Below are 19,138 nucleotides of genomic sequence, written 5' to 3'. Positions count from 1 at the left end.
TGGTTACTGGTGCTTGTAGTGCTTGATGGAGGTGTCCTTGGCCGCCTCGTCGGCGAATCCCTGGATCTTCTTTATCGCCTCCGCCGGGGTGAGCCGGCCCGCCATCATCTCGCCGAGACCGGACACACCGATCTTTTCCTTCTGGAGCTGCACGTACCAGTCCTGCAGGCGCGGGTTCACCACGTTGGTGCCGGCCAGCTGGAGCGCCGCCACGCCCGACTTCAGGCCCGGGGTGAGGTCGATGCCGCTGGTGCCGCCGTTGTAGGCGGTCAGCGACTTCACCTTGGCGGTGAAGTTCTTCGAGGACGCCTCCGACAGCATGATGCGCAGCTGCTCCATGCCGCCCTCGGGGTTCGCCGCCTTGGAGGGCACGATGAACGGCTCGCCGCCGGAGGCCCAGATGGTGCCGAAGGGCATCTTGTCGCTGCTGTCGATGCCGGAGGGCGCCGAGACCGCGAGGTCGAAGTCCTTCGGGATGACGTTGGCCGACTCGTTCTCCACCCAGGAGCCGTTGGGGATGAACAGGGCCTCGCCCTTGGCCCAGGCGGTCTGCGACTGGATGTGGTCGAGGCCCGGGGTGCCCCGGAGGATGTAGCCCTTCTTGAACAGCTCGTAGTACGCCTCGAAGCACGCCTTGACCGCCGGGTGCTTCCAGGCGTTCGGCTCCAGGTTGTCGATGGCGTCCAGCACCTCGCGCCCGCCGACCTTGCCGATCATCGGGTACAGCGAGAAGGGGATGTAGTACGGGTACTTGCCCGCGTACGTCCAGCCCGCCATGCCCTTCTTCTTGGCCTTCTCGCACACCTGGAGCATCTCGTCCCAGGTCTTCGGGTACTCGGCGTCGAGCGAGTCCAGGGCCTTCTGCGAGTACCAGACGCCGTAGACCGTGTACGCGTAGTACAGGATCCACACCGGCTTGCCGTCGAACTGGCCCATCTCCACGATGCCGGGGCGCAGCGTGTCGCGGACCTTCTTGTTCGGGTCGTCGTACGACGGCGCGTCCAGCAGCGGGGTGAGGTCGGCCAGCTGGTTCTTGCCGACCAGGACGCCCATGTCCATCTGCTCGGCGCCGGAGTTGTCGATGAGGTCCGGCGGGTTGCCCTGGTTGAAGCGGGGCTGGAGGGTGGACTGGATCTTCTGGGTGGCGGAGAACTTCACCGTGGCCTTCGGGAAGTCCTTCTCGTAGATCTTGACCGCGTCCTGGGCGTACTCCTTGCCGAAGCCGCCGTCGAACAGCACGAACTCCATCTTGGCGGTGTCGTTCACGCCGAGCGGGTTCTTCGCGGTCTTCTTGCCCTCCTTGGCCTTGCTCTGGCCGCCGCCCCCGCTGCTCGCGCAGGCCGACATCAGGCCCATCCCCGGGACGGCCACCAGGCCGAGCGCCGCGGAACGCTTGATCAGATCGCGTCGGCCGACACCCTCACGGTCGTGGTGCGCAGTGGATCCCATGCTCAAGTCCTCGCCTTCTCCAGGACTCAGGCGGTGAACCGGATCCTGCCCGGCACCGCGGTCGGGTCAAGCTGGGTGGTGCAGGAAGTTCTTCGTGCATGTACTGCCGGGAGTGCTCTTGTACCGGGCGCCGACAGGTATAGTCCAGTTCCCGCCAGCTGAGCAAGATCGAATGCAGTGTTCCCGGCGCGTCTTTTCCGAGTTGAGACCTCCCGGACATATGGGCGGCCTGTGTGCGGCCCGTGGAAAAGGAACACGGCCGCGACCGCGGGAATGACACGCCCAACGCCCTTGACATCAACGGCCACTTGACCACCTACTTGGTTCCTGCGCCTCGAACTGACAACGTTGTCCGATCGGCGCAGGGAGGGAATCCGTAGATGCAGCGGAGAACTCGGCACAGATGGGGCCGGGCGGTCGTACTCACGGCCGCCTTCGCCATGGCCGCCGGCGCACAGGGCGCCGCGGTCGCGGTGCCCGCCAAGCCCCCGGCGGCCGACCGGGAATTCGCGTCCTCGTTCGAGGCGGGCGATCCCGCACCGGACTGGCTGAGCACCGTCGACACCGGCCCGGACGGCACCCCGCGGGCCTCGGGCGTGGACGGCGGCTACAGCACCGGGATACCGGGCAATGTGAACGACCACGTCACCGACGTCCGCGCGAGCGGCGAGAACACGGGCGCGGGGGAGGTGAAGGAGAACCTGGTCGACGGCGAGCCGGGCACCAAGTGGCTGACCTTCCAGCCCACCGGCTGGGTGGAGTTCGACCTGGACAAGCCGGTCAAGGTGGCCGACTACGCGCTGACCTCGGCCAATGACGCCGCCGAACGCGACCCACGGGACTGGACGCTGCTCGGCTCCACCGACGGCAAGGACTGGAAGAGCCTGGACACCCGCTCGGGGCAGACCTTCTCCGAGCGCTTCCAGACCAGGACGTACCACCTCGGCGGTCCCGCCGAGTACCAGCACTTCCGGCTGGAGGTGAGCCGGAACAACGGCGCGCCGGACATCCTCCAGCTCGCCGATGTGCAGTTGTCCACCGGCGACGGCGGCGGCCCGGTGCCGCAGGACATGCTGACGCTGACCGACAAGGGCCCGACCGCCTCGCCGACGGCCAAGGCGCGCGTCGGGTTCACCGGCACGCGGGCGTTGCGCTACGCCGGCCGGCACACGGCGGCCGGCCGGGCGTACTCGTACAACAAGGTGTTCGACGTCGATGTGAAGGTCGGCGCCGACACCCAGTTGTCGTACCGCGTCTTCCCGTCGATGGCCGACGGCGACCGGGACTACGACGCCACCAACGTCTCCCTGGACCTCGCCTTCACCGACGGCACCTACCTCAGCGACCTGGGTGCGCTGGACCAGCACGGCTTCCCGCTGTCGCCGCGCGGTCAGGGCGCCTCGAAGTCGCTCTACGTCAACCAGTGGAACAACGTCGTCTCGCGGATCGGCTCGGTGGCGGCCGGGAAGACGGTCGACCGGATCCTGGTGGGGTACGACTCCCCCAGCGGGCCGGCGAAGTTCCGCGGCTGGATCGACGACGTGTCGCTGAAGCCGGTGGCGCCCGAGAAGCCGAAGGCGCACCTGTCCGACTACGCGCTGACCACCCGCGGCACCAACTCCAGCGGCAGTTTCTCGCGCGGCAACAACTTCCCGGCGACGGCGCTGCCGCACGGCTTCAACTTCTGGACGCCGGTCACCAACGCCTCGTCGCTGAGCTGGCTGTACGAGTACGCGCACGCGAACAACGACGCCAATCTGCCGACCATCCAGGCGTTCAGCGCGAGCCATGAGCCGAGCCCCTGGATGGGCGACCGGCAGACCTTCCAGGTGATGCCGTCGGCCGCGGCCGGCACCCCGGACACCGGCCGCGAGGCGCGCGCGCTGGCGTTCCGGCACGAGAACGAGACGGCGCGGCCGTACTACTACGGGGTGCGGTTCGAGAACGGGCTCAAGGCGGAGATGACGCCGACCGACCACGCGGCGGTGCTGCGCTTCACCTACCCGGGCTCCGACGCGAGCGTGCTGTTCGACAACGTCACCGAGCAGGCGGGGCTGACGCTGGACAAGGAGCACGGCACCGTCACCGGCTACTCGGACGTCAAGTCGGGTCTGTCGACCGGCGCGACGCGGCTGTTCGTGTACGGCGAGTTCGACAAGCGGGTCACGGACGGGGCGTCGAGCGGGGTGAAGGGCTATCTGCGCTTCGCCGCGGGCGCCGGCCACACCGTGACGCTGCGCCTGGCGACCTCGCTGATCAGCGTCGACCAGGCGAAGGCCAATCTGCGCCAGGAGATCCCTCGGGGCACCTCCTTCGACACGGTGAAGGCGCGGGCGCAGCGCGTCTGGGACCGGCTGCTCGGCAAGGTGGAGGTGGAGGGCGCCACCCCGGACCAGCTGACCACGCTCTACTCCAGCATGTACCGGCTGTACCTGTACCCCAACTCGGGCTACGAGAAGGTGGACGGCAAGAACCGGTACGCCTCGCCCTTCTCCCCCATGCAGAGCCAGGACACCCCGACGCACACCGGCGCGAAGATCGTGGACGGCACGGTGTACGTCAACAACGGTTTCTGGGACACCTACCGGACCACGTGGCCGGCGTACTCGCTGCTGACGCCCTCCCAGGCCGGCGCGATGGTCGACGGCTTCGTGCAGCAGTACAAGGACGGCGGCTGGACCTCGCGCTGGTCCTCCCCCGGCTACGCGGACCTGATGACCGGCACCTCCTCGGACGTGGCGTTCGCCGACGCCTATGTGAAGGGCGTGAAGTTCGACGCGAAGGCGGCGTACGAGGCGGCCCTGAAGAACGCGACGGTGGTCCCCCCGGCGTCCGGAGTGGGCCGCAAGGGCATGAGCACCTCGCCCTTCCTCGGCTACACCGACACCGGCACCGCCGAGGGCCTGTCCTGGGCGATGGAGGGCTACGTCAACGACTACGGCATCGCCGAGATGGGCAAGGCCCTGTACGAGAAGACCGGCGAGAAGCACTACAAGGAGGAGTCCGACTACTTCCTCAACCGGGCCCGTGACTACGTGAACCTCTTCGACCCGGCGGCGGGCTTCTTCCAGGGCAAGGACGCGCAGGGCAACTGGCGCGTGAAGTCCGGCAGTTACGACCCGCGGGTGTGGGGTTACGACTACACGGAGACCAACGGCTGGGGCTACGCCTTCACCGCCCCGCAGGACACCCGGGGCCTGGCGAACCTCTACGGCGGCCGCCAGGGGCTCGCCGACAAGCTGGACGAGTTCTTCGCCACCCCGGAGACGGCCTCCCCGCAGTTCGTCGGCTCCTACGGCGGGGTCATCCACGAGATGACCGAGGCGCGGGACGTGCGCATGGGCATGCTCGGCCAGTCCAACCAGGTCGCCCATCACGTCTCGTACATGTACGACGCGGCCGGGCAGCCCTGGAAGACGCAGGCGACGGTCCGGGAGATCCTGTCCCGGCTCTACCTCGGCAGCGAGATCGGGCAGGGTTACCACGGTGACGAGGACAACGGCGAGCAGTCGGGCTGGTTCCTGTTCTCCGCGCTCGGCTTCTACCCGCTCGTCATGGGCAGCGGCGAGTACGCGATCGGCTCCCCGCTGTTCAAGAAGGCCACCGTGCACCTGGAGAACGGCCGCGACCTGGTGGTGAACGCGCCGAAGAACAGCGCGAAGAACGTGTACGTGCAGAGCGTGACGTTCAACGGCCGTCCCTGGACGTCGACCTCGCTCCCGCACTCGCTGCTGTCCAAGGGCGGTGAGCTGACCTTCGCCATGGGGCCCCGGCCTTCGGCGTGGGGCAGCGGCAAGGACGCGGGTCCGGTCTCGATCACCCGGGACGACAAGGCGCCGACGCCCCGCTCGGACATCCTGAAGGGTGCCGGCCCGCTGTTCGACAACACCTCGGCGACGGAGGCGACGGTCACCTCGGTGGACCTGCCGGCGGGCCGGTCCGCGAAGCCGCTCCAGTACACGCTGACGTCCCCGGCGGACCACACCACGGCCCCGGCCGGGTGGACCCTCCAGGGTTCCGACGACGGCACGACGTGGCGGACGCTGGACCGGCGCTCCGGGGAGTCCTTCACCTGGGACCGCCAGACCCGGGCGTTCACGATCGCGCATCCGGGTGCGTACCGGTCGTACCGGCTGGTGCTGGACCGTCCTTCGACGCTGGCGGAGGTGGAACTGCTGGGCTGACGGGCTCCAGGGGCCGGGTTCCGGGCGCGCACCGCGCCCGGGGCCCGGCCTTCGCGGGCGGCCGGTCCCGCGGGCGCTGGTGACCGTGCTGGGGCCCGGCGGTCGCCAGCTGGTGTCCACGCTGACCGACGCCCGGGGCGAGTACGCCGTGACCGGGCTGCCCGAGCGCTACCTCAGCGTCGTGGCCGCGGTGCCGGGCAGACAGCCGGCGGTCCGGCAGACGCTGCTGGGCTCCGGCGAGGTCGTACGCGCCGACTTCCTGCTGCGGGACCGGCCCGGCACCGTACCCGCCGGGGGTCCCGCGCGGGACTGACACACCGTCTCCGGACGGCGGCGCCCCTGGCCCGCCGTGATCCGGTCGAGCCCGGCCGGGCGCGTGGAACGCCGTCCCGGCCGGGCGCCGTCCGTGCAGGCGCCGGTGCGGATCATCCCGTCCAGGGTGCGCGGACCGTGCACGCCCTCGACGCGCTCCAGCCCGATGTGGGAGGTCGCCGACGGCCCGCCGATCAGCGTCGTTGGCCGCTCCGGGACCAGCCGGGCGACCGCCTCCGGCACCCCGACCACCACCGAGGAGAGGTCCACGACGCAGACGTGCAGGTCCGGCGACAGCGCGCGCCGGACCTGGTCCGGGGAGCCGTCCAGGAAGATGGTGCCGGTCTCCGCGCAGGTCACCGCGGACGCGGTCACCACGCCGTCGACCGCGGCCGGCCGGGGTGCGGGCACATCCGCGCGGGCGGGCCGGACCTCGCCTTCGTAGTCGGCGAGCCAGGTGCCGTCGCGGCCCGTGGGCGCGACGATCCGGCGGGCGCCGCGCTCGCGGAGGGCCTCGGCAATCACCTCGGCGGTGCGGCCGGCGGTGCAGGTGCGCACGAAGCAGCCGGGGGCGGCGACCGGTGCCGGACGCGCCGTGGAGCCACGGGTCCGGGGGGCGTTGAAGGGGTCCGCGCACCGGTCGGCCGGCGGAACCGAGGCGCCGTCGCCCGCTCAGCCCCCAGGACGCCCGTCCAGGTATTGGACGGCGCATGGCCACACCATGAACTCCAGTGCTACAAATGCGGCATGTCGGACACCTCCGTTCGATCCGAGCGCCCCGGCCGGCGCTCCGTGATCGGCAAGGGCCCCCGCAGTGTCGCCGGACAGGTCTTCCTGCTCCAGGTGGCCCTTGTGGTGCTGCTGGTGGTCAGTGGCGTCATCGCGCTGTTCCTCCAGTCCCAGCGGGACACCGGCGCGGAGGCCCGCGACCGTTCCATCGCCGTCGCCCAGACCTTCGCGCACTCCCCCGGCGTCCTCCAGGCACTGCGCACCCCGGACCCGTCCAAGGTGCTCCAGCCGGTCACCGAGGCCGGGCGCAAGGCGGCCGGGGTCGACTTCATCGTGGTCATGGACACGCACGGCATCCGGTACACCCACCCGATCCCGAGCAAGATCGGGCAGCGGTTCGTCGGGCACATCGGGCCGTCGCTGGCGGGCCGGACGTACACCGAGAGCGTCAACGGGCCGCTGGGTCACGAGATGCAGGCGATCGTGCCCGTCGAGGACGCCCGCGGCCGGGTGACCGCCCTCGTCGCCGCCGGGCTCAAGGTCAAGAACGTCACCAACCAGGTGGACCGGCAGATGCCGATCATCCTGGGCGCCGGGGCCGGGGCGCTCGTGGTGTCGACCGGCGGGACCGCGCTGGTGGGACGGCGGCTGCGGCGCCAGACCCACAGCCTCGCACCGGACGAGATGACGCGGATGTACGAGCACCACGACGCGGTGCTGCACTCGGTGCGCGAGGGCGTGCTCATCATCGACGACGACGGGCGGCTGCTGCTCGTCAACGACGAGGGGCGGCGCCTGCTGCGGCTGCCGGCCGACGCCGAGGGGCGGCACCTGTCCGAGCTGCCCGGACTCGACCCGGAGACGGTGGAGCTGCTGGCCTCCGGGCGCGAGGCCACCGACGAGGTGCTGTTCGCCGGGGAGCGGCTGCTGGCGGTCAACCAGCGGCCCACCGACCACGCGGGCGGACCCCGCGGCACTGTGGTCACCCTGCGCGACACCACCGAGCTGCAAGCGCTGTCCGGCCGCGCGGAGGTCGCCCGGGAACGGCTGAAACTGCTCTACGACGCCGGTCTGGGCGTCGGCACCAGCCTGGACGTGCGCCGCACCGCGGAGGAGCTGGCGCGGATCGCCGTACCGCGGTTCGCCGACTTCGTCACCGTGGACCTCGACGACGGCGTGCTCCACGGCGAGGAACCGGCCCCCACCGCCGGCACCCTGCGGCGGCTGGCCGTGCACGGCGTCCGCACGGACCCTCCCCTGTACGAGCAAGACCGGCTGATCCACTTCAAGCCGTCCACCCCCCAGGCGCGCGGCTACCACACCGGCCGCTCCGAGCTGGTCCCCGATCTGTCCGAGGCCGTGGGCTGGCGGGCCCAAGACCCGCCGCGCACCCAGGCCATCCTCGACTACGGCATCCAGTCCCTGGTCTCGGCCCCGATCCGGGCCCGCGGGGTCGCGCTGGGCATCGCCACCTTCTACCGCGCCAAGCGGGACCCCTTCGACGAGGAGGACCTGTCGCTGGCGGAGGAGCTGGTGGCCCGGGCGGCGGTGAGCGTCGACAACGCCCGCCGCTACGCCCGTGAGCACACCCTGGCGGTCACCCTCCAGCGCAGTCTGCTGCCGCGCGCGCTGCCCGAGCAGAGCGCGCTGGACGTCGCCTACCGCTATCTGCCCGCGCAGTCCGGGGTGAGCGGGGACTGGTTCGACGTGATCCCGCTGCCCGGCGGCCGGGTGGCGCTGGCCGTGGGCGACGTGGTCGGCCACGGGCTGCACGCCGCCGCCACGATGGGCCGGCTGCGGACCGCGGTGCACAATTTCTCCACCCTCGACCTGCCGCCCGACGAGCTGCTCAGCCATCTGGACGACCTCGTGGGCCGCATCGACCAGGACGACCTCGGCCCCGAGAGCGCGGGCGAGATCGTGGGCGCCACCTGCCTGTACGCGATCTACGATCCGGTGACCCGCCGGTGCGCCATGGCCCGCGCCGGGCACCTGGCGCCCGCCCTGGTGCGTCCCGACGGCACCGTCACCTACCCCGAGCTGCCGGCCGGGCCGCCGCTCGGCCTCGGGGGCCTGCCGTTCCGGACGGCCGAGCTGGAGCTGGCCGAGGGCACCCAGCTGGTGCTGTACACCGACGGCCTGATCGAGGACCGCAACCGCGACCTGGACGAGGGCATGGAGCTGCTGCGCCGGGCGCTGGCCGGCCATCCCGACCGCTCCCCGGAGGCGGGCTGCCGGGCGGTGCTGGAGGAGCTGCTGCCGGAGGGGCCCAGGGACGACGTGGCCCTGCTGATCGCGCGCACCCGGGCGCTCACCCCGGACCAGGTGGCCGAGTGGGACGTGCCCGCCGATCCGGCCGCCGTGTCGGGGCTGCGGCGCGCCGTGTCCGAACGGCTCGCCCGGTGGGGCCTGGAGGAGGCGGCCTTCGGCATGGAGCTGGTGCTCAGCGAACTGGTCACCAACGCGATCCGGTACGGCTCCGAGCCGGTCCGGCTGCGGCTGATCCGGGACCGGACGCTGATCATCGAGGTGGCCGACGGCAGCAGCACCTCGCCGCACCTGCGGTACGCCGGGACGACGGACGAGGGCGGACGCGGGCTGTTCCTGGTGCAGCAGATGACCGAGCGGTGGGGGACCCGGTACTCGCCGCAGGGGAAGGTGATCTGGGCGGAGATGGCGGTGCGCCAGGGACTGCCGGACTTCCCGGAGATCTCGCTGGACTCGCTCGATTCGCTGGACTCGTTCGATCTGTGAGCGGGAACGGCGGAGGGCCGCACCCCCTGCCCGGGGATGCGGCCCTCGACTGCGTCGCCGTACCGCTTACTTGCGGATCAGGTTGCGCAGCACGTACTGCATGATGCCGCCGTTGCGGTAGTAGTCGGCCTCACCGGGGGTGTCGATGCGGACGACCGCGTCGAACTCGACACCGGTGTCGGTGGTGACCTTGACCGTGCGCGGCGTGGTGCCCTCGTTCAGCTCGGTGACGCCGGAGATGGAGAAGGTCTCCTCGCCGGTCAGGCCGAGGGACGCGGCGGAGGCACCCTCCGGGAACTGCAGCGGCAGGACGCCCATGCCGATGAGGTTCGAGCGGTGGATGCGCTCGTACGACTCGGCGATGACGGCCTTGACGCCGAGGAGCGCGGTGCCCTTGGCCGCCCAGTCGCGGGACGAACCGGAGCCGTACTCCTTGCCGGCCAGGACCACCAGCGGGATGCCGGCGGCCTGGTAGTTCTGCGAGGCGTCGTAGATGAAGGAGACCGGGCCGCCGTCCTGCGTGAAGTCACGCGTGTAGCCGCCCTCGGTGCCCGGCGCGATCTGGTTGCGCAGGCGGATGTTGGCGAACGTACCGCGGATCATGACCTCGTGGTTGCCGCGGCGGGAGCCGTAGCTGTTGAAGTCGCGGCGCTCCACACCGTGCTCGGTGAGGTACTTGCCGGCCGGGGTGTCGGCCTTGATGGCACCGGCCGGGGAGATGTGGTCGGTGGTGACCGAGTCGCCCAGCTTGGCCAGGACGCGGGCGCCGGCGATGTCCTCGACCGGGGCCGGCTCCATGCCCATGCCCTCGAAGTACGGGGGCTTGCGGACGTAGGTGGACTCGGTGTCCCACTCGAAGGTGTCGCCGGTCGGGACCGGGAGGGCCTGCCACTGGGCGTCGCCCGCGAAGACGTCCGAGTACGACTTCTCGAACATGTCCTCGCCGATGGCGGCCGCGACGACCTCGTTGACCTCGGCCTCGGTCGGCCAGATGTCCTTCAGGTAGACCGGGTTGCCGTCCTGGTCGGTGCCCAGGGCGTCACGGGTGATGTCCACCTTCATGGAGCCCGCGATGGAGTAGGCGACGACCAGCGGCGGGGACGCCAGGTAGTTCATCTTGACGTCGGGGTTGATGCGGCCCTCGAAGTTCCGGTTGCCGGAGAGGACCGAAGTGACCGCGAGGTCGTGGTCGTTGACGGCCTTGGAGACCTCCTCCGGCAGCGGGCCGGAGTTGCCGATGCAGGTGGTGCAGCCGTAGCCGACCAGGTTGAAGCCCAGCTTGTCCAGGTACGGCGTGAGGCCGGCCTTCTCGAAGTAGTCGGTGACGACCTTCGAGCCCGGGGCGAGGGTGGACTTGACCCACGGCTTGCGGGTCAGGCCCTTCTCGACCGCCTTCTTGGCGACCAGGGCGGCGCCGATCATGACGTACGGGTTGGACGTGTTGGTGCAGGAGGTGATGGCCGCGACGGTGACCGCACCGTGGTCCAGCTCGTAGGTGGTGCCGTCGGGGGCGGTGACGGTGACCGGCTTGGACGGGGTGCCGTTCGGGATGGTCGACGGGGCGTCGGAGCCGGGGAAGGACTCCTTGCTGGCCTCGTACTCGTCGTTGACGTACGCGCGGACGTCCTGCTTGAACTGCTCGGCGGCGTTGGCGAGGACGATGCGGTCCTGCGGGCGCTTCGGGCCGGCGATGGAGGGGACGACCGTGGACAGGTCGAGCTCCAGCTTCTCGGAGAAGTCCGGCTCGGCCTTCGGGTCCAGCCAGAGGCCCTGCTCCTTGGCATAGGCCTCGACGAGCGCGACCTGCTGCTCGCTGCGGCCGGTCAGACGCAGGTAGTTGAGGGTCTCGTCGTCGATCGGGAAGATCGCGGCGGTGGAGCCGAACTCCGGCGACATGTTGCCGATGGTGGCGCGGTTGGCCAGGGAGGTGGCGGCCACGCCCTCGCCGTAGAACTCCACGAACTTGCCGACGACGCCGTGCTTGCGCAGCATCTCGGTGATGGTGAGCACGAGGTCGGTGGCGGTGGTGCCGGGCTGGAGCTCACCGGTGAGCTTGAAGCCGACGACGCGCGGGATCAGCATGGAGACCGGCTGGCCGAGCATGGCGGCCTCGGCCTCGATGCCGCCGACGCCCCAGCCGAGGACGCCGAGGCCGTTGACCATGGTGGTGTGCGAGTCGGTGCCGACCAGGGTGTCGGGGTAGGCCTTGCCGTCACGGACCATGACGACACGGGCCAGGTGCTCGATGTTCACCTGGTGCACGATGCCGGTGCCCGGCGGGACGACCTTGAACTCGTCGAAGGCGGTCTGGCCCCAGCGCAGGAACTGGTAGCGCTCCTTGTTGCGGCCGTACTCCAGCTCGACGTTCTGCTTGAAGGCGTCGTTGGTGCCGAACTTGTCGGCGATGACGGAGTGGTCGATGACCAGCTCGGCCGGCGCCAGCGGGTTGATCTTGGCCGGGTCGCCGCCCAGCTCCTTGACGGCCTCGCGCATGGTGGCGAGGTCCACGACGCAGGGCACGCCGGTGAAGTCCTGCATGATCACGCGGGCCGGCGTGAACTGGATCTCCTGGCTGGGCTGGGCCTGGGAGTCCCAGCCGCCGAGGGCGCGGATGTGGTCGGCGGTGATGTTCGCGCCGTCCTCGGTGCGGAGCAGGTTCTCCAGCAGGACCTTGAGGCTGTACGGCAGTCGGGCCGAGCCCTCCACCTTGTCCAGCCGGAAGATCTCGTACGACTCGTCGCCCACCTGCAACGTGCTGCGGGCGTCGAAGCTGTTCGCCGACACGACAGTCTCCTTCATTGATGTGCGCGTACCACCGTCAATCGTGCCGCCACGCCGGCTTGGCCGGTCCAGTGAGGTCAGGCTAAGTTAGGCTCGCCTTACCAGAGTGGCGACCGCGGTGCGCCTCGGCAGATATCTCGATGTCGAGATAACTCTAGTACATCGGTGCCGGATGGTCATGCCGGGTCGGGGTGCGGACCCCTGTCCGCCCTGCCGCGCCCGTGGCCGGAACTGTGGCTTCCACCATGGCCCGGCGCCCGCGGCCCTGATGGGATGGGCCGATGCGCAGAGCCACGCCACTCCTCCCGGCCCTCGCCGTGCTGCTGCTCACGCTCACGGCGTGCGGGTCCGAACACGCGGGCGCCCCCGGCGCCGCCGCGCCCGCGTCCGGGATCCCCGTCACCGACCCGCCGGTGGAGGGCGTCCGGATCACCTCGCTCACCCTCCCCTCCGCCACGCCCGCCCCCACCCCCTCCGACCGGTTCCGGGTGCACCCCGACCCGCTCTCCGCCACCGGTGACTCCGGGATCTCGGCCACCTACGAAGTCACCAACAGCGGCACCGGGGCACTGACGTACACGATCCTGTTCGACTTCACCACGGACACCGGCGAGGTCATGGGCGACCACCAGGAGACGGTGCGCTCCCTCGCCCCCGGCGCGACCCGGCGCGGCACGGTCCGGCTGGGGGCGCCGGCCCCCGGCTCGTCCCGGGTGAGCCGGGTCAAGGTCGCCCGGGTGACCCGGGTGCCCGCCGCCGAGGCGCCGCCCGCGCCCGGCCAGTGCCCGCCCTCCGGCCTCCGGCTCACCGCCGACGACGGCGACGCCGCGATGGGACTGCGCGTGGTGGGACTGCACCTGGAGAACTGCGGGAAACGGGACCACACGCTCGACGGCTATCCGCTCCTCGAACTGCTGGACGAGGACCTGGCGCCCGTCCACGGCGTCCGGATCGTGCGCGGGAGCGGGGGCATCAGCAGCGACCCGCAGTTCGACCAGCCGGCCCGGCCGCTGGTCCTGAAGCCCGGCGAGAGCGCCGTCTCGGGCCTCATGTGGCGCAACACCACCGGGTTCGGCACCCCTGTCGACGTCCCGTACGTCAGAGTGCGGGCGGAGCGGGGCGCCGCGCCGGTGACCGTGACGCCCCACCTCGACCTCGGCACCACCGGCAAGCTGGCCGTCCGCGCCTGGGCACGGCCGCCGGCGCGGGACTGAGGCCGGCGGCGGCCGGTCGGCGTCAGCAGCCGCAGGCGGCCGCGGCCGGGGCGGTGAGGGGGTCGGCGGCGGGGTGCCGCGGGCCGTCGGCGGTGTCGTAGGCGAACCCCTCGCGCACCCAGTACTCGAATCCGCCGAGCATCTCCTTGACCTGGTAGCCGAGTTCGGCGAGGGCGAGGGCGGCGCGGGTGGCGCCGTTGCAGCCGGGGCCCCAGCAGTAGGTGACGACGGGGACGGACCTGTCGAGCAGTCCGGCGGCCCGTTCCGGGATGAGCGCGGTGGGGAGGTGGACGGCGCCGGGGATGTGCCCCTGCTCCCAGGACGGCGTGGAGCGGGAGTCGAGGAGGACGAACCCGGGGTCGCCCCCGGCGGCGAGGGCCTCGGCGACGTCGGCGACGTCGGCGTGGAAACGCAGCAGGGCGCGGAAGTGGGCGGCGGCTTCGGCGGGTGCGGCGGGGGCGGTGCGCAGAACGGGGCTGGTCGCGGGCACGGCTCGGGTCCTCTCGGGATGCGGGTCGAACGGCTCGGTCGCCGTCCGGCACCGAATCTATGGGCCCGTTCCGGCACTCTGAAGGCACGATCCACGGCACCTGGGCGAGGTGGGCCGGGGAATCCGTGCTATTTCTCGTCCGTGACCGCGATATCCCTGGACGCCATCGACTGGCGCATTCTCGACGTCCTCCAGCGGGACGGCCGGATCAGCTTCGCCGACCTCGCACGCACCGTCTCCATGTCGGCCAGCGCGGTCACCGAGCGCGTACGGCGACTGGAGGAGGCCGGGGTGATCGGCGGCTACGCGGCGGTCGTGGACCCGGACAAGGTGGGGCTGGCGATCATGGCGTTCGTGCGGCTGCGCTACCCCAACAGCAACTACAAGCCGTTCCACGATCTGGTCGAGGCGATGCCGGAGATCCTGGAGGCGCACCACGTGACGGGCGACGACTGCTTCGTCATCAAGGTGGCGGCGCGCTCGATGCGCCACCTGGAGGAGATTTCCGGCCGGATCGGCGGCCTGGGGTCCGTGACGACCAGCGTCGTCTACTCCTCCCCGCTCCCCCGGCGCCCCGTAAGCGAATAAATCCTCGCTGGACGGCTATACGTAACGAATCACCCACCACCGAGGCATTCCCCCTGAACCCGCAGGCCGTTGACACGCCATCACCCGAATGGACCCCCCAACGAGCACCATCTCATATCTGAGATAACCTCAACCTCATGGCAGACGACTACCTCGTACGCATCGGCAAGCTCATCCGTGACGCCCGGCAACACCGGGGCTGGACACAGACGCAGCTCGCGGAGGCGCTCGGCACCAGCCAGAGCGCGGTGAACCGCATCGAGCGCGGCAACCAGAACATCAGCCTTGAGATGATCGCGCGCATCGGTGAGGCGCTGGACAGCGAGATCGTGTCGCTGGGCTATGCCGGTCCGATGCATCTGCGGGTCGTCGGCGGCCGCCGGCTGTCCGGCGCCATCGACGTCAAGACGAGCAAGAACGCCTGTGTCGCCCTGCTCTGCGCCTCCCTGCTGAACAAGGGCCGCACCGTGCTGCGCCGGGTCGCACGCATCGAGGAGGTGTACCGCCTGCTGGAGGTGCTCAACTCCATCGGCGTACGCACCCGCTGGATCAACGACGGGGTCGACCTGGAACTGGTGCCGCCGGCCGAGCTGGAGATGACGGCGATCGACGCCGAGGCGGCCGTCCGCACCCGCTCCATCATCATGTTCCTCGGCCCGCTGCTGCACCGGATGGACCAGTTCAAGCTGCCCTACGCCGGCGGCTGCGACCTCGGCACCCGCACCATCGAGCCGCACATGATCGCGCTGCGCCGGTTCGGCCTCCAGATCGCGGCGACCGAGAACCAGTACCACGCGCAGGTGGACCGCACGGTCCGCCCCGACCGCCCGATCGTGCTGACCGAGCGCGGGGACACCGTGACGGAGAACGCGCTGCTGGCCGCCGCGCGGCACGACGGCGTGACCGTCATCCGCAACGCCTCCTCCAACTACATGGTCCAGGACCTGTGCTTCTTCCTGGAGGCGCTGGGCGTGAAGGTGGAGGGCATCGGCACCACCACGCTGACCGTGCACGGCGTGCCGAACATCGACGTCGACGTCGACTACTCCCCCTCCGAGGACCCGGTCGAGGCGATGAGCCTGCTGGCCGCCGCGGTGGTCACCGAGTCCGAACTGACCGTGCGCCGCGTGCCGATCGAGTTCCTGGAGATCGAGCTGGCGGTCCTGGAGGAGATGGGCCTGGACCACGACCGCTCCCCGGAGTACTTCGCGGACAACGGCCGCACCCGCCTGGTCGACCTCACGGTCCGCCCCTCCAAGCTGGAGGCGCCGATCGACAAGATCCACCCCATGCCCTTCCCGGGCCTGAACATCGACAACGTCCCCTTCTTCGCCGCCATCGCCGCGGTCGCCTCCGGCCAGACCCTCATCCACGACTGGGTCTACGACAACCGCGCGATCTACCTCACCGACCTCAACCGCCTCGGCGGGCGGCTCCAGTTGCTGGACCCCCACCGCGTGCTGGTGGAAGGCCCCACCCGCTGGCGCGCCGCCGAGATGATGTGCCCCCCGGCCCTGCGCCCCGCCGTGGTCGTCCTGCTGGCGATGATGGCGGCGGAGGGGACGTCGGTGCTGCGCAACGTGTACGTCATCAATCGCGGTTACGAGGACCTCGCGGAGCGGCTGAACTCGATCGGGGCGCAGATCGAGATCTTCCGGGACATCTGATGTACGGATGCCGCCGTACCTCGTCTGACCTGCTATTTAGCGGGTCAGGGAGTGGTACGGCGGCATCTCTGGGACTTTCGGCCTGCGGCAGGCTACGAGCCACGCTCCACGGGCTCTACCGACCGGCCACGGCCTCAGCTACGCGAAGATCGCGTCGATGGCGGCGCTGCCTCGTGCGCCGGCGCGGGGCAGGAAGTGGGAGTACTTCCGCAGCGTGAACCCGGAGTCGGAGTGCCCCAGCCTGCGTGCCAGGGAGACGATCGATTCGCCAGCCTCCAGTTCCTCGGAGGCGTAGAAGTGGCGCAGGGCGTGAAAGCCGTGCTCCCGGGACGGCTCCCACACACGAGCACCGTCGGTGCTGCCCTCGTCCAGCGGGGCGATCACGCCCGCCGTGGCCAGAGCGGGCTTCCACACGTAGGAGTTGAAGTAGTTCCGGTTGATGGCCTTCCGCTCGCGTCCCGTCACCAGGAGGTTGTAGGTCCTCGGCCGCCGATGCTTGGCCTCCACCGGCGTCTCGGCCGGAGTCGGGTCGTCCCAAGGCAGTGCGACCGGCACCGGCGCGAATGGCTCCATGTGCTGCCGGATGGCCTGGGCCACGCTTGACGGCAGCGGCACGTCCCGGACCTTGCGCCCCTTGGGAAGCGCGAAACACAGCTTCGCCCGCACCATCTTGACCTGCCGCCGGACGTGCACGACCTCCTTCTCGAAGTCGATGTCGTCCGCTGAAAGACCGAGCGCCTCCCCTTGGCGGAGCCCGAGACCTGCTCCGATCACGAGGAGGAGCCGGTAGCGATCCGGCAGGGCCCCCCTGTACGGCCAGGACCCGTTCAGGCGGCCACGCCTCGACCCTGCCGGGCGTCGCGGGCGGAGGGCCGACCGTGCTGGACCGGCATGGATTGCGTCCAAGGCGACGGTCCTCGACCGCGGCCTGGAGGACGCTGGAGAGCGTCGCCCAGACCAGACGGATCGAGGTCGGACCGAGGTCCTTCTCCAGCCGCTTCTTCCAGTGGCGCAGGACTTCCGTACCGATGGCGTTGAGCGGCTTAGCACCCAGGTGGGGAATGATGTGCCGCCGTACCCTCTGCTCGATCCGCTCGATCGTGGACGGGTCACCGCTCTGGGTGGGCCACCAGTGGGTCGCGATGTAGTCCTTGAGGGAGATGGCCCCGTCGCGGGGATCGACGAACTCGCCTCGGCGTGCATCGGTCTGGGCCTGGGCGAGCCAGGTCTTGGCGTCCTGGAGTGCGTCGAAGGAACGATCCTTGACGCCGGGGATGCCCTTGACGCGGTAGCGGGTGCACTTGCCTTACATGGCGGTGTGGTAGCGCTTGCCGGTCTTCGGGTTCGGGCGCTTCTTCAGCCATCGGTCTTCTATGTAGCCGGCCAGATGGAACTCCTTTGTGATGAGGCGACGGCGGCGTTCTACGGCGGAGGAAACCGTGTCAGGAAGCGGTAAAGCGGGCGGAACGCTCCTGAGGCCGGACGATGAGCGGGTTGAGGGCGGGGTTGGAGCGGGAGTCGGCCTGCTCCTGTTCGCGGACCCAGGCGTCGAGGGCTTCCACTCGGTACATGACGCGACCTCGGGGGCCCATGCGGAAGCTCGGCGGTCCCTGTCGGCGATGGCGCCAGACGTAGAGGGTGTGGGGCGAGAGGCCGAGGTAATTGGCGGCGTCCTTCACAGTCAGGAAGGCCGTGCGTACAGCTGCGGGGAAAGCAGTGGGGGCAAGCAAGGGTCGTGCAGGCATCGGAGGTTCTCTGTGAGGTATGGGAGAGGGGAGCCCGGCTGGGCGGAAACCGGTGCTCCGCCCAGCCGTTGCCTGTCGTAAGGCAGAGAAGAATCGCGGAGAAGCCGCGACTCGGAGTACCGCTACGGACGCCGCGCGGTCGGAGTCGGCTTGCTCGGCAGGTCAGGAAGGACCAAGGCAGCTTCGAGTCGATCCCAAGGAATTTCGTCCCGTGTCGGCTTGCGAAGGCAGTACGCGAAGCGTTCGGCGAGGCGAGGAGCGCTCATTCCGGCGCATTCGGCCACCGCAAGGATGTGCCCCGCCGTCTGGTCGCCGTTCTTCAGCCACGCCGCAAGGCATGCGTCACGGAGAGCCGAAACATTCCTGCCGAGCGGCGAGTCGATTTCATGCGCTTGCAGTCGGGGACAGGCGCGTCGGCGGGCACAAATTGGTCGCACGGCGCGTACCCCCCCCTGTACGACCGCGGAACGCCGCGTACCTCAATGACGACATGGGCAAGCTCTACCGGCGCTCAGGAAGAGGAAGCCCATCCGCACCCGCTCACGGCAGAAAACCGTGGCCAAGAAGCGTTCTGGAAAGGCGCTCTACGACGCAGAGCTCCCTCTATAAGGTTTTGATGGCCGTCACTAGTAGTGCTTCGTTAGGTTCCGTTCTGTCTGCGGCGCCTTCGTTGGATGGGCAGGGGTCGTCCGCAGGTGGTGCAGGTGCCGGTCCAGCACCTCAGCAGGTCCTGTAGTGCGTCGAGGACGTGGTGGAGGGTCAGGCCGACGTGTGTGCTTTTGGGGCGAGCCGCCGAAGGGTGAGGAATGCCTGGGCGGCGGTGACGAGGGTGACGTGGTGGTGCCAGCCACGCCATGTGCGGCCCTCGAAGTGGTCCAGGCCGAGGCCGTGCTTGAGTTCGCGGTAGTCGTGCTCGATCCGCCAGCGCATCTTGGCCCACCGGACCAGGTCGACGATCGGTGTGGTCGCGGGCAGGTTCGATATCCAAAAGTCCGTCGGAGTGTCCTGGCCGTCCGGCCATTCGACGAGGAGTGTCTGGACGGGCAGGACGCCGTCCCACCGGTTGCGGCCGCCGCCCGCCTCCTGGGCTGCTGCCAGGGACTGCTTGCCCGCGGGCCGCACTCTCAGCACCGCGAACCGCGAGGTCATCGCGCCTTTGCTGCCCTGCCTCCAGGCGAGGCGACCTCGACCGACCACCCCGCCCACGGATACTTCACGGACCGGT

The 19,138-nt window shown here is 70.1% G+C and carries 11 protein-coding genes and 3 pseudogenes; 6 read left to right on the top strand and 8 right to left on the bottom strand.

Annotated features, from left to right (window positions below):
- Positions 1-3: 3 nt before the first annotated feature.
- Positions 4-1,449 (bottom strand): N-acetylglucosamine/diacetylchitobiose ABC transporter substrate-binding protein, encoded by a 1,446-nt coding sequence (ngcE, locus tag ACSP97_RS27545; protein ID WP_355148436.1) that lies wholly within the window; start codon positions 1,447-1,449, stop codon positions 4-6.
- Positions 1,450-1,829: 380 nt separating this feature from the next.
- Here ngcE and ACSP97_RS27540 point away from each other — a divergent pair, with 380 nt between their 5' ends.
- Positions 1,830-5,633 (top strand): GH92 family glycosyl hydrolase, encoded by a 3,804-nt coding sequence (locus ACSP97_RS27540; protein ID WP_355530844.1) that lies wholly within the window; start codon positions 1,830-1,832, stop codon positions 5,631-5,633.
- Positions 5,563-5,946: a carboxypeptidase-like regulatory domain-containing protein gene (locus ACSP97_RS27535; protein WP_440554718.1), complete on the top strand. Its 384-nt coding sequence runs from the start codon at positions 5,563-5,565 to the stop codon at positions 5,944-5,946. The genes ACSP97_RS27540 and ACSP97_RS27535 overlap by 71 nt, the downstream gene beginning before the upstream one ends.
- Before the next feature lie 98 nt (positions 5,947-6,044).
- On the opposite strand, the pseudogene ACSP97_RS27530 reads toward ACSP97_RS27535, so the two are convergent.
- A pseudogene (locus ACSP97_RS27530) lies at positions 6,045-6,503 on the bottom strand (LutC/YkgG family protein); the annotation flags it as partial.
- Positions 6,504-6,692: 189 nt separating this feature from the next.
- Here ACSP97_RS27530 and ACSP97_RS27525 point away from each other — a divergent pair.
- Complete coding sequence (locus tag ACSP97_RS27525; protein ID WP_440554716.1) at positions 6,693-9,428, top strand: SpoIIE family protein phosphatase; 2,736 nt, start codon at positions 6,693-6,695, stop codon at positions 9,426-9,428.
- A gap of 66 nt (positions 9,429-9,494) precedes the next feature.
- Here ACSP97_RS27525 and acnA read toward each other — a convergent pair whose 3' ends face one another.
- Entirely contained in the window at positions 9,495-12,212 is a 2,718-nt protein-coding gene (gene acnA, locus ACSP97_RS27520; protein ID WP_355148444.1) for an aconitate hydratase AcnA, read from the bottom strand.
- A 278-nt stretch (positions 12,213-12,490) separates the two neighbouring features.
- Here acnA and ACSP97_RS27515 point away from each other — a divergent pair, with 278 nt between their 5' ends.
- Positions 12,491-13,423, top strand: coding sequence for a DUF4232 domain-containing protein (locus ACSP97_RS27515; RefSeq protein ID WP_440554714.1), 933 nt, complete (start codon positions 12,491-12,493; stop codon positions 13,421-13,423).
- Positions 13,424-13,445: 22 nt separating this feature from the next.
- Here ACSP97_RS27515 and ACSP97_RS27510 read toward each other — a convergent pair whose 3' ends face one another.
- The gene (locus tag ACSP97_RS27510) at positions 13,446-13,913 is read right to left on the bottom strand and encodes a rhodanese-like domain-containing protein (protein WP_355330415.1); all 468 of its coding nucleotides are present in this window, start codon (positions 13,911-13,913) and stop codon (positions 13,446-13,448) included.
- A gap of 141 nt (positions 13,914-14,054) precedes the next feature.
- Between ACSP97_RS27510 and ACSP97_RS27505 the strand changes: the two genes are divergently transcribed.
- The gene (locus ACSP97_RS27505) at positions 14,055-14,501 is read left to right on the top strand and encodes an Lrp/AsnC family transcriptional regulator (RefSeq protein WP_355330417.1); all 447 of its coding nucleotides are present in this window, start codon (positions 14,055-14,057) and stop codon (positions 14,499-14,501) included.
- Between the two features lie 137 nt (positions 14,502-14,638).
- A complete protein-coding gene (locus tag ACSP97_RS27500; RefSeq protein ID WP_355148452.1) occupies positions 14,639-16,168 on the top strand; it encodes a helix-turn-helix domain-containing protein in 1,530 nt (509 codons plus the stop codon).
- A 138-nt stretch (positions 16,169-16,306) separates the two neighbouring features.
- Here the strand turns inward: ACSP97_RS27500 and ACSP97_RS27495 are convergent, their stop codons facing one another.
- From ACSP97_RS27495 to ACSP97_RS27480, 4 genes and pseudogenes are all read right to left on the bottom strand, one after another.
- The gene (locus tag ACSP97_RS27495) at positions 16,307-16,942 is read right to left on the bottom strand and encodes a tyrosine-type recombinase/integrase (RefSeq protein WP_355148454.1); all 636 of its coding nucleotides are present in this window, start codon (positions 16,940-16,942) and stop codon (positions 16,307-16,309) included.
- A 668-nt stretch (positions 16,943-17,610) separates the two neighbouring features.
- Complete coding sequence (locus ACSP97_RS27490) at positions 17,611-17,739, bottom strand: hypothetical protein (protein WP_440558564.1); 129 nt, start codon at positions 17,737-17,739, stop codon at positions 17,611-17,613.
- An 18-nt stretch (positions 17,740-17,757) separates the two neighbouring features.
- Positions 17,758-17,913 (bottom strand): annotated as a pseudogene (locus ACSP97_RS27485) (helix-turn-helix domain-containing protein); the annotation flags it as partial.
- A gap of 759 nt (positions 17,914-18,672) precedes the next feature.
- Positions 18,673-19,104, bottom strand: a pseudogene (locus ACSP97_RS27480) (IS701 family transposase); the annotation flags it as partial.
- Positions 19,105-19,138: the final 34 nt, after the last annotated feature.

It is taken from the genome of Streptomyces sp. SCPE 10 (genome assembly GCF_051980735.1).
GTDB classification, from domain to species: domain Bacteria; phylum Actinomycetota; class Actinomycetes; order Streptomycetales; family Streptomycetaceae; genus Streptomyces; species Streptomyces misionensis.
The sequence above is the reverse complement of the archived record's forward strand: the minus strand, read 5'-3'. Positions and strand labels throughout refer to the sequence as shown.

What these genes read in the sequence shown, in the direction of transcription:
- ACSP97_RS27490 (WP_440558564.1), bottom strand. Translation starts at nt 17,739, where the DNA reads ATGTACCGAGTGGAAGCCCTCGACGCCTGGGTCCGCGAACAGGAGCAG.
- ACSP97_RS27525 (WP_440554716.1), top strand. Translation starts at nt 6,693, where the DNA reads ATGTCGGACACCTCCGTTCGATCCGAGCGCCCCGGCCGGCGCTCCGTG.
- ngcE (WP_355148436.1), bottom strand. Translation starts at nt 1,449, where the DNA reads ATGGGATCCACTGCGCACCACGACCGTGAGGGTGTCGGCCGACGCGAT.
- ACSP97_RS27515 (WP_440554714.1), top strand. Translation starts at nt 12,491, where the DNA reads ATGCGCAGAGCCACGCCACTCCTCCCGGCCCTCGCCGTGCTGCTGCTC.
- ACSP97_RS27500 (WP_355148452.1), top strand. Translation starts at nt 14,639, where the DNA reads ATGGCAGACGACTACCTCGTACGCATCGGCAAGCTCATCCGTGACGCC.
- ACSP97_RS27540 (WP_355530844.1), top strand. Translation starts at nt 1,830, where the DNA reads ATGCAGCGGAGAACTCGGCACAGATGGGGCCGGGCGGTCGTACTCACG.